General features: G+C 73.2%; 5 protein-coding genes. 2 read left to right on the top strand and 3 right to left on the bottom strand.

Going from position 1 to position 7,026, the window contains the following annotated elements; all coding sequences use genetic code 11:
* Positions 1-359: 359 nt before the first annotated feature.
* Positions 360-632 carry a hypothetical protein gene (locus AB0E96_RS36255; protein WP_359830273.1) on the bottom strand — a complete coding sequence of 91 codons (273 nt, stop codon included), beginning with the start codon at positions 630-632 and terminating at the stop codon, positions 360-362.
* A gap of 344 nt (positions 633-976) precedes the next feature.
* On the opposite strand from AB0E96_RS36255, the gene AB0E96_RS36250 reads away from it, so the two are divergent.
* Positions 977-1,960, top strand: coding sequence for a helix-turn-helix transcriptional regulator (locus AB0E96_RS36250; RefSeq protein ID WP_359830271.1), 984 nt, complete (start codon positions 977-979; stop codon positions 1,958-1,960).
* Between the two features lie 94 nt (positions 1,961-2,054).
* Here the strand turns inward: AB0E96_RS36250 and AB0E96_RS36245 are convergent, their stop codons facing one another.
* Together AB0E96_RS36245 and AB0E96_RS36240 are read right to left on the bottom strand one after the other, a co-directional pair.
* Entirely contained in the window at positions 2,055-3,182 is a 1,128-nt protein-coding gene (locus AB0E96_RS36245; RefSeq protein WP_359830268.1) for an NADH:flavin oxidoreductase, read from the bottom strand.
* Between the two features lie 95 nt (positions 3,183-3,277).
* Entirely contained in the window at positions 3,278-4,633 is a 1,356-nt protein-coding gene (locus tag AB0E96_RS36240; protein WP_359830265.1) for a cytochrome P450, read from the bottom strand.
* A gap of 253 nt (positions 4,634-4,886) precedes the next feature.
* Between AB0E96_RS36240 and AB0E96_RS36235 the strand changes: the two genes are divergently transcribed.
* A partial coding sequence (locus tag AB0E96_RS36235; protein ID WP_359830263.1) for a phosphocholine-specific phospholipase C occupies positions 4,887-7,026 on the top strand: 2,140 nt, incomplete at its 3' end.

Here is a 7,026-nt window from a genome sequence, read left to right as displayed (position 1 = left end):
GGCCGGCGGCACCGGCGGCCGGGGCCTGGTCGGCGGCGACCGCGGTGGCGCTCCGGTCGGCGGCGGTGTTCCCGGCGAGGTCGGCGAGTCCGGCGGCGGCGCCGAGGACGACGGTGGCGGCGGCGAGGACGGAGACGAGGCGGGACTTGGCGGACATGAGGGCTCCTTTCGGGCATGGGGATGCCCGGTGGCTTGGGGTGGATTCGCCGGACGGGGCAGTGGTTCGTCCTGCTGCCCGGGGTGCTTCGGCGAGTTCGATTCTGCCGGGCCCGGAAGCCGGTTGTCCCGGCTCTCCGGTGACACAATCTGTCGCTGGCATATCTGTGTCAGCGGTTCCGTCCGGATCGTGCCAGGGGCGGTCACGACGGGTAGACGTGAACGAACCACCCCTCCAACTGCGGGGTTCTGGCGATGGCCTGGACGCAGACGATCAGGCACAGGGCGCGGGCGATGTCCGGGCTCGGCGCGATCACGAACATCACGCCGCGGGCACCCGCGCGCGAGCCGTGGACCCGGACGTGTTCAGGACCGTCGTGGAGATCGGCGGCGGTGCGTAAGGCGGTGGCCACCGCGCCCTCGGCCGGCATCGGGGCTTCGCGGGGGCGGGTCAGGGCGAAGTGAACGACATGCACTCAGCCACGATGGAGGAAGCGGCGCGCCGATGGGCGGGCTTGCGTCGGCACGTTCCTGCCATGGCGTGCCTGTGCCAGCCCGAACGTCCGGATATGTGTGACGAATCCCGTTCCATGGCGGTCAGTTGCGGTCTGGGCGCGCCCCGCCGTCCGGCCCGTGCGCTCCTCCGGGTGGCGGAGGTGGATTCCTGCTGATCGGCGGGTGTCTGGGCTCTCCGGGGCGGTGGTATTTTCTGACCCCCGGACCTGCCCGTTTGTGGTTGTGGGCGACGTCCGGCACCACGGCCACGGGAAGCGGACCCCGTGGCCGCACCGCTCGTCTCATGGCCAGGGGGGCCGATCGAATGCTCACCACACTGGGCCTCACGCACCAGGCCGAGGCGGTCTACCGCCTCATGCTGGGTCAGCCCGACTGGGGCGTGCTCCGGATCGCCGAGGCGCTCGGCTGGGACGAGACGGCCGTCCGCGCGGCGATGGACGAACTGGCCGACCAGGAGCTGATCAGGCCGTCCTGGGACGACGGCGGCGCCATGCGCACGGTCAGCCCCAAGGTGGCCTTCGAGGCCCTCATCGCCCGCCGGCAGGCCGAGATCGCGCGCAAGCAGCACGAGGTCGAGTCCAGCCGGGCCGCGATCGCCGGGCTGGTCGCCGAGTACTCCATGCTGCGTCCCGAGGAGGGCGCCGGCGGCATCGAGCACCTGACCGGCCTCGACGAGATCCGCTCCCGCCTGGAGGAGCTGGGCGCCCGGGCCTGCCGCGAGACCATGGCCTTCGCTCCCGGCGGGAAGCAGACCCCGGAGAACCGCGAGGCCAGCCGCCCCATCACCCAGGCGCTGCTCGACCGCGGCGTCAAGGTGAAGACCATCTACCTCAGCAGCATCCGCAACGACCCGGGCAGCGTCGACCACGCCAACTGGCTGGCCGCGCACGGCGGTGAGACCCGCACCATCGGCGTCCTGCCGATGCGGATGCAGATCGTCGACCGCGAGATCGCGATGGTGCCCCTCGACCCCGACGACGTGACCAAGGGCGTCGCGGTGATCCGCGAACCCGGGGCCCTCGCCGGGCTGTGCGCGCTCTTCGACCAGGTCTGGGAGCAGTCCGAGCTGCTCGGCGCCGCGCCGGTCACGCCGGCCGGCGAGATCACCCCGCAGCAGCGCGAACTGCTCCGCCTCCTGTCCGCCGGTCTCACCGACGAGGCCGCCGCCCGCCGGCTCGGCATCTCGCTGCGCACCGAGCGCCGGATGATCACCGACCTGATGGAGCAGTTCGACGCGCAGAGCCGGTTCCAGCTCGGCCAGCGCGTCAGCGAACGCGGCCTGCTCTGACGCCGCCCGGCGGCCGACCGCCGCCGGGTGGTGCGGCGGGCGGCGGTCGGCGGCCGCCGACGCGGCCCGGTCGGGGCCGGGTCGGGGCCCGCGGTCAGCTCAGGGTGCGGACCGCGGCGGCGTCGTACGGGCGCAGCTCGGCGAAGCGGCCGGAGAGGACCTTGGCGGCCCACTGCGGGTCCTGGAGGAGGGCCCGGCCGACGGCGACCAGGTCGAACTCGTCGCGCTCCAGCCGGTCGAGCAGGTTGTCGATGCCCTGGACCGGCGCGCCCTGGCCCGCGAAGGCGTCGATGAAGTCGCCGTCGAGGCCGACCGAGCCGACGGTGATGGCGGGGCGGCCGGTGAGCTTCTTGGTCCAGCCGGCCAGGTTGAGGTCCGAGTCGTCGAACTCGGGGACCCAGTAGCGGCGGGTCGAGGCGTGGAAGGCGTCGACGCCGGCCTCGGCGAGCGGGGTGAGGATCGCCTCCAGCTCCTGCGGGGTCTCGGCGAGGCGGGCGTCGTAGTTGCCCGACTTCCACTGCGAGTAGCGGAAGATCACCGGGAACTCCGGGGAGACGGCGGCGCGGACCGCGGCGACGAGCTCGGCGGCGAACCGCGTCCGGGCGACCGGGTCGCCGCCGTAGGCGTCGGTGCGGCGGTTGGTCCCGGCCCACAGGAACTGGTCGAGCAGGTAGCCGTGGGCGCCGTGCAGCTCGACGCCGTCGAAGCCGGTCCGTTCGGCGGCCGCGGCGGCCTCGGCGAACGCGCCGATGACGGCGTCCAGGTCGGTCCGGGTCATCGCCCGACCCGTTCCCTCGGTGCCGTCCAGCCGGATCCCGGACGGGCCCACGGCGGGGGCGTCGGCGAAGGGCGGGTCGCCCTGCTTGCGGGCCATGCCGATGTGCCAGAGCTGCGGCACGATGGTGCCGCCCGCCGCGTGGACGTCCTCGGCGACGCGGGCCCAGCCGGCCAGTTGCTCCGCGCCGTGGAAGCGCGGGATGTCGGCGCTCTGGCCGGCGGACTCGTGGCCGACGTAGGTGCCCTCGGTGATGATCAGGCCGACGCCCGCGGCGGCGCGGCGGGCGTAGTACGAGCGCACGTCCTCGCCGGGGACGCCGCCCGGGGAGAAGCTGCGCGTCATGGGCGCCATCGCGATGCGGTTGGGCACGGTCAGCCCGTTGATCGCGACGGGCCGGGACAGGATTCCGGCCGCGCGGGAGGCGGCGGGCTCGGTGACGGTCATGGGGATTCCTCGTGGACGATGGCGGGTCGGGCCGGGACGTGAACGGCTGCCCGCACCAACCGCCGCGGCGGCCTGCGCATTCCGCGCGCCGGGTCCTAAGGAGTGCGCGGGCGCGGTTCCACCCGCATCAGCAGGTTGTCGGGGTGGTTGGTGCTGGTCATGACGCCCCGTACCCGCACGCCCGGGACGGGTACCAGCCGCCAGCGGCCCGCCACGGTCGCGGCCACGGTGAGCATCTCGGTGCGGGCGAAGGACTCCCCGACGCACTGGTGGTGGCCGGCGCCGAAGGGCAGGAACGCGCCGCGCGGGACGGCGGGCCGGTCGGGCAGCCAGCGGTCGGGGTCGAACCGCCGGGGGTGGGGGAAGTGGCGCGGGTTCCGGTGCAGGACCAGGGCGCTGAAGATGAACTCGGTGCCGCGGCGGAAGCGGTAGCCGCCGAGTTCGACGTCGACGACGGCGCGGCGGATGGTGATGCCGCCGGGGTTGCGCATCCGCAGCGCCTCGTCGACGACGCGCCGCGTGTAGTCCAGCTCCGGCAGCCGGTCGGCGGTGGGCGGGACGGCGTTCCGGTCGTGCAGCTCCTGGTGGAGCCGCTCGTCGACGAGGGGGTTCCGGCCGAGTTCGTGGAAGAGCCACGCGAGCCCGCCCGCGGCGGTCTCGGTGCCGGCCACCAGCAGGGTGATGAGTTCGTCGTGGAGCTGACGTTCGGTCATCGCCTCCCCGCTGTCGGCGTCCCGGGCGTCCAGGAGCATGGAGAGCAGGTCCGGCCGCTCGCCCGCGGGGTCGGCGCGTTCGGTCCGGACGAGGTGGTCGATGACCCTGCGCAGTCGGGCGTGGGCGTCGGCGAGGCGGCGGTTGCCCGGGGTGGGGATCCGGTGCCACAGGTCCGTGGGGTCCAGCACGCGGGTGTACATGCCGCGCAGGACGACGGGCAGGGCGCGGCGGATCTCGGCGGCGGCGGCCGCGTCGAGCGCGGTGGAGAACAGCGTCGAGGTGACGATGGCGAGCGACAGTTCCAGCATCTGCCGGGTGACGTCCACGACCTGGCCGGGCCGCCAGGAGGCGGCGCGCTCGGCGGCGAACCGCGCCATGGTGTCGACGTAGTGGGTGATCCGGCGGTGGTGGAACGCCGGTTGCACCAGGCGCCGTTGGCGGAGGTGGAAGGCTCCCTGGGAGGTGGCCAGCCCGTTCCCGAGGTAGGGGCGGAGCTTGTCGAAGGAGCGGCCCTTGGCGAAGCTCGCCGCGTCGGTGACCAGCACGCGGTGGACGAGGTCCGGGCCGGTCAGCAGGTAGCTCGGTTTCGGGCCGAGGTGGGTGGCGACGATCGGGTCGTACGCGGTGAGGCCGTCGAGGAACTCCAGTGGGCGCCGCCACAGTTCGAGGGCGTGGCCGAGCAGCGGGAGCCGTCCGGGAGCGACGGGAGGAGCCGGCGGGCGGCTGGCGGTGGGCATCGTCGTTCCTCCGGTGAGGGGTGGGGAACCAGTCTGCGGCCCGGCGCGCCGTCCGGGCATCCGTGACACCGGGGCGCGCTGGTGGACTCCGGGGCGCGCGGGGCGCGAAGCTGGTCTTGTCCGTACAACTCGATGCGTTCGCCTGCCGTACGGCGGGCCGTCACGAACGGGCCGCCGGGCGGTACCCCGCACGCGCTGTCCTTGGTGGCGCCGTCCTCCACCCTCCCTCCTGACATGTAGAGGTCAACCACCCATGGCAGACCCGACCCGCCGCCGCTTCCTGCAACTCGCGGGCGCGACCCTCGCGTTCCCGGCCCTGTCGCAGAGCATCGCGCGCGCCACCTCCATCGCTCCGCAGGGGAGCACCGGCACCATCCAGGACGTCGAGCACATCGTCGTCCTGATGCAGGAGAACCGTTCCTTCGACCACTACTTCGGCTCGCTCAAGGGCGTCCGCGGCTTCGGCGACCCCCGGCCGGTGACCCTGCCGAGCGGCTCCTCGGTCTGGCACCAGACGGACGCCCTCAAGCGGGAGGTCCTGCCGTTCCGGCCGCAGGTCGACGACCTCGGGATGCAGTTCGTCCAGGACCTCAACCACGACTGGGCCGGCGGCCACCGGGCCTTCAACGGCGGCCGGTACGACCAGTGGGTGCCCGCCAAGACGGCCACCACGATGGCCTACCTGACCCGCGAGGACATCCCCTTCCACTACGCCCTCGCCGACGCGTTCACCATCTGCGACGCCTACCACTGCTCGTTCATCGGCTCCACCGACCCCAACCGCTACTACATGTGGTCGGGCTGCACCGGCAACGGCGTCACCGGCAACGGACCGGTCCTCGGCAACCAGGAGGCCGGGTACACCTGGACCACCTACCCCGAGCGGCTGGAGAAGGCCGGGATCTCCTGGAAGGTCTACCAGGACGTCGGCGACGGACTGGACGCCGCCGGGTCCTGGGGCTGGATCGGCGACGCCTACCGCGGGAACTACGGCGACAACTCGCTGCTCTACTTCGACAACTACCGCAACGCCAAGCCCGGCGACGCGCTCTACGACAAGGCCCGCACCGGCACGAACGCCAAGGCGGGCGACGGCCTCTTCGACCACCTGCGGCGTGACGTCCAGGCCGGCACCCTGCCGCAGATCTCCTGGATCGCCGCCCCCGAGGCCTTCACCGAGCACCCCAACTGGCCCGCCAACTACGGCGCCTGGTACGTCTCCCAGGTGCTGGACGCGCTGACCTCGAACCCCGCGGTGTGGGCGAGGACGGCGCTGTTCATCACCTACGACGAGAACGACGGCTTCTTCGACCACGTCGTCCCGCCGTTCCCTCCCTCCGGCGCCTCCCAGGGCCTGTCGACCGCGGCGACCGGCGCCGACCACTACGGCGGCGGTATCGGCTACGCGGCCGGTCCGTACGGGCTCGGCCAGCGGGTGCCGATGCTCGTCGTCTCGCCCTGGAGCACCGGCGGCTACACCTGCTCGGAGACCTTCGACCACACCTCGATCCTGCGCTTCATGGAGCGTCGCTTCGGCGTCCGGGAGCCCAACATCTCGCCCTGGCGGCGCGCGATCTGCGGCGACCTCACCTCCGCCTTCGACTTCACCGCGTCCGACCCGACGGCGGCGGCACTGCCCTCCACGGCCGGCTACGCCCCGCCGGACCGCAACCGGCACGCCGACTACGTGCCCACCCCGCCCGCCACCGGCACCCTGCCCCGGCAGGAGGCGGGCGCCAAGCCCACCCGCCCGCTGGCGTACGCGCCGTACGTGGACGGGGCGGCCGACACCGCCACCGGCAAGTACCGGCTCACCTTCAGCGCCGGCGCGGCGGCCGGCGCCCAGTTCCTGGTGACCTCGGCCAACCGCACCGACGGCCCGTGGACGTACACCGCGGAGGCCGGGAAGACGATCGCGGACGCCTGGAACACCACGTACTCCCAGGGCGTCACGGATCTGAGCGTGTTCGGGCCGAACGGCTTCCTGCGCCGTTTCCGCAACCCCGGGAAGACGGCCGGGCCGGAGGTCACCGCGCGCCACGACGCGGCCACCGGCAACCTCGTCCTCACCCTCACCAACGCGGGCGCCGCGGACGCGGTGCTCACCCTCGTCAACGCCTACGGGGGCACGCCGCGGACCCTCACCGTCGGCCGGGGTGCGACCGTCACGCACACCGTCGACCTGAGCGCCTGCCGCAACTGGTACGACGTGACGGTCACCTCCGGGGCGGGCGCCGACTTCGTGCGCCGGCTCGCCGGGCACGTCGAGACCGGCGCCCCCGGCCTCTCCGACCCGGGCATCCTCACCTCGTACCAGCCACCCCAGTGGAGAAGCAGTGCAGACGTCTCACAAGGTGAATCGCTTCGGATCCCTTCTCCAGCTCTTCCGCGCC

Source organism: Kitasatospora sp. NPDC036755 (assembly GCF_040636595.1).
Classification (GTDB): Bacteria; Actinomycetota; Actinomycetes; order Streptomycetales; family Streptomycetaceae; genus Kitasatospora.
Note: the sequence above shows the minus strand (reverse complement) of the source record. Positions and strands in the feature narration are given on the sequence as shown.